Raw genomic sequence first — 2,835 nt, 5'->3', positions numbered from 1 at the left:
AAAACTCCAGGTTCGTAGTAAGGACTTTAGTCCGTTCCTCAAAACTCCAGGTTCGTAGTAAGGACTTTAGTCCGTTCTTCAAAACTCTAGGTTCGTAGTAAGGACTTTAGTCCGTTCTTCAAAACTCTAGGTTCGTAGTAAGGACTTTAGTCCGTTCTTCTCAGTTTGTAAAATAACCAATGAAGTCCTGACTGCGAACTTTTGAGGGCTAAAGTCCTGACTGCGAACTTTTTACACTTTAGCAATCTTACCTAGTGAGTGCAATGGGTGCAGTGAGTGCAGTGAGAACAGTGAGAACACATCGCTCCTACCTCAAACCCTTCTGCATTGGGAAACTGCCAGAGAGTTTGTGTTAAAGTTGTGCGATCGACATTCTGGCGCAAAAAAGCAGAAAAAGTCAAGACGCGGGCTTCATCATCTGTGCTTTCCACCAAAATTTCGCCCTCAGCAACCTTAATTGCATCTCGGTGCAAAATGCTGATTCCGAACATACCAGTCATCCCCAATTCAGCCAGTTTAGCTGCAATTTCATTGAGAAATTCCGAGTTATTGACAACTGCTTCTGACCGTTCAACTGCTGCCGACACAGCTTCAGTAACGCGGACAAATTCTAAGGGAAACCAAACCCATTCGCCTGATGCTTGATTTTGTTCCACCTTCCACATATACGGAATAGCATCGCCGTATTCTGTGCTAGGCTTGACATAAGCATTGTTGCCATCAAACTCTTCGACCAACCTTTCATTATCCGACAGGTCAAAGTGTTTGTGAAGCAAACAAATACCAACCTGTTTTTGCAACCCATGACTGCGGATAATAGCACCGAGTTCGGTCATGTTGTCTTCGGCTTGTTCCAGCAGGTCTCTGGCTGTGAAAAAATGTTCTAAACTATCGAAAACATCTGGTTTGTAAGATGTCAGCATACAGGTAATGGTTCCTTATAAATATTCACTAAGTAGACGATATTTAACTTTTGCTCAAATGTCAACTAATTGCTAGCTATTGGCAGATTAATCTTTCTTATGCGTAAATTTACCAAGATTTTATAAAAAAATACTAAAACCTGTTGCTCTTTTAAAGCCTAAGCTAAAATAAATATAAAATATCAAACATAAAATCACTTAAAATGGTATATCAACCTGCTCCTTGGCATCTACAAGGTTATGCTGTTCAGACTTTACAGTTGGTAGATGTGGCACGAGTGCGCCCTTTGCTTCCCTCTGAGTTAGAAATTGTCTGTTTATTGCCAGGAAAAACGCTAGGTGGCATTTATATATCCTCCTACGGGTTGGGTTCCGTGATGGAGTACAATGAGTTAATTGTCGTAAGTGCGATCGCCAGTTATGCAGGAAAATGGGGCGCTTGGATTTCCCACATCTACGTAGACAACCCTAACTCAGTAGCTGGCGGGCGCGAAATTTGGAAACTTCCTAAAGAATTAGCTGAATTTAGTTGGGAAGGCAGCGATTCAGTAAAAGCATCAACGCTAGGCTACCGCGTTACAGTTAGCCAAGCAAACCGTCAACTGTGCAGTCTCAATTACAGCAAACAAAGTTTAGCTTTACCGCTACCTTTGAGCGGAAATGTTTTTAGCGCCGATCGCAGCAATCTGCTAATGTTTAAAGGAGAATTTCAGTCTCGCACCGGCTTGATTAAAGGCGAATTAGAAATACATGAAGACAGTAATTTTGCCCGTTTAAACTTAGGTCAGCCCTTGCTCACTGTTGGCTGCGAAGATATGCGTTTAATTGCAGGTGCGCCGCAAATTGTAGGGAATAGAGCCGCTGAATTCAGTTATTAGCTGCTAAGTGCGGATATCAATAAATACCGACAGTTTCATGGCTGACTCATAGTCAGCTAGAAACCCGGTTTCTCCGAGTCTTGCGTTGGGTAACGAGAAATCTAGGAAGAAACCGGGTTTCTGAGGCCAGGAGTCCCCACAATTCGAGCTACTGACTAATCTTGTGGAATCATCACTCACCCGACGGCGAAAAACCCGGTTTCTTTCTAGATGCTCGTGGCGACACCCAATCTTCTCCTAGAAACCGGGTTTTTTTTGGTAAGTCCTATTTTTAAATGCCAGCGCCCGGAGCGGCTTCGGCACCCATTTCTAAAACTGTACCGCGCAGGAAATCAATTTGCTGTTGAAAATCCATGCCCTGAATCTTTCCTAATAAAGCTTTTCCGGCTTCGGGAAGTTGATAGTCGGGAGGCACGGGAATAATAGTGCCTTCGTCCATTCCTACTGCTAGGAAATACCAAAAAGCCAACTTGGTTTCTGGGCTCATCGAGCCGTACATCCGGCTGATTTCAGTATTAGCTTTTGAGGCAATGTCGCGCATTACTTGCAGTTGTTCTTCGTGGGGAAGTGGCTTGACTTGATCGAACAAGCCCTGAGCGATTTCGGAACCGGAAGCACCTGGAGCTGCTGGGGTTATTGACTTGCCCATTTCGGTGTAAACAAACCACAGCAAACCTAATTGATCGTCTACGCTCAAGCTCTGAATATCTGCTTTTCCTTGGTCGTAAGCACCGGCAGTAGTAAATGTCATTTCAGTCTCCAAAATAATATGTATTGCTCAGTTTTCTTGTTGGGAAAACTTGTTTTGCTACTTAATAGAAGTTAGCGAATAAATAGGGAGGCTAGAATCTTGCTTAGGGTAGAAATGATCCCCGACAGTAATTCGTGGTGGAGGCTAGGAAGGTGCTAGTAAATTTACAACTAAAGGATGATGCGATATGTCTCAGATTAACAACTTTGAGAGCGCACTGGTTCGTAGTGAGGACTTTAGTCCTTCTTAATTTGTGCGGACTCGCATTCCTCACTACAAACCT

At 43.5% G+C, this 2,835-nt stretch carries 3 protein-coding genes; 1 reads left to right on the top strand and 2 read right to left on the bottom strand.

The window, feature by feature from the left end; translation table 11 throughout:
• Window positions 1-251: 251 nt before the first annotated feature.
• Window positions 252-923: a glycerol-3-phosphate ABC transporter substrate-binding protein gene (locus QUB64_RS04415; RefSeq protein WP_333269558.1), complete on the bottom strand. Its 672-nt coding sequence runs from the start codon at window positions 921-923 to the stop codon at window positions 252-254.
• Between the two features lie 203 nt (window positions 924-1,126).
• On the opposite strand from QUB64_RS04415, the gene QUB64_RS04410 reads away from it, so the two are divergent.
• The gene (locus QUB64_RS04410; RefSeq protein ID WP_333269559.1) at window positions 1,127-1,801 is read left to right on the top strand and encodes an acetoacetate decarboxylase family protein; all 675 of its coding nucleotides are present in this window, start codon (window positions 1,127-1,129) and stop codon (window positions 1,799-1,801) included.
• 271 nt (window positions 1,802-2,072) lie between these two features.
• Here QUB64_RS04410 and QUB64_RS04405 read toward each other — a convergent pair whose 3' ends face one another.
• Window positions 2,073-2,552 carry an orange carotenoid protein N-terminal domain-containing protein gene (locus QUB64_RS04405; protein ID WP_333269560.1) on the bottom strand — a complete coding sequence of 160 codons (480 nt, stop codon included), beginning with the start codon at window positions 2,550-2,552 and terminating at the stop codon, window positions 2,073-2,075.
• Between the last annotated feature and the right edge of the window lie 283 nt (window positions 2,553-2,835).

The organism is Microcoleus sp. Aus8_D2 (assembly GCF_036702665.1).
Classification (GTDB): Bacteria; Cyanobacteriota; Cyanobacteriia; order Cyanobacteriales; family Microcoleaceae; genus Microcoleus.
The sequence above is the reverse complement of the archived record's forward strand: the minus strand, read 5'-3'. Positions and strand labels throughout refer to the sequence as shown.

Excerpts from the sequence above, each read along its gene's own strand:
- QUB64_RS04405 (WP_333269560.1), bottom strand. The coding sequence starts at position 2,552 with ATGACATTTACTACTGCCGGTGCTTACGACCAAGGAAAAGCAGATATT.
- QUB64_RS04410 (WP_333269559.1), top strand. The coding sequence starts at position 1,127 with ATGGTATATCAACCTGCTCCTTGGCATCTACAAGGTTATGCTGTTCAG.
- QUB64_RS04415 (WP_333269558.1), bottom strand. The coding sequence starts at position 923 with ATGCTGACATCTTACAAACCAGATGTTTTCGATAGTTTAGAACATTTT.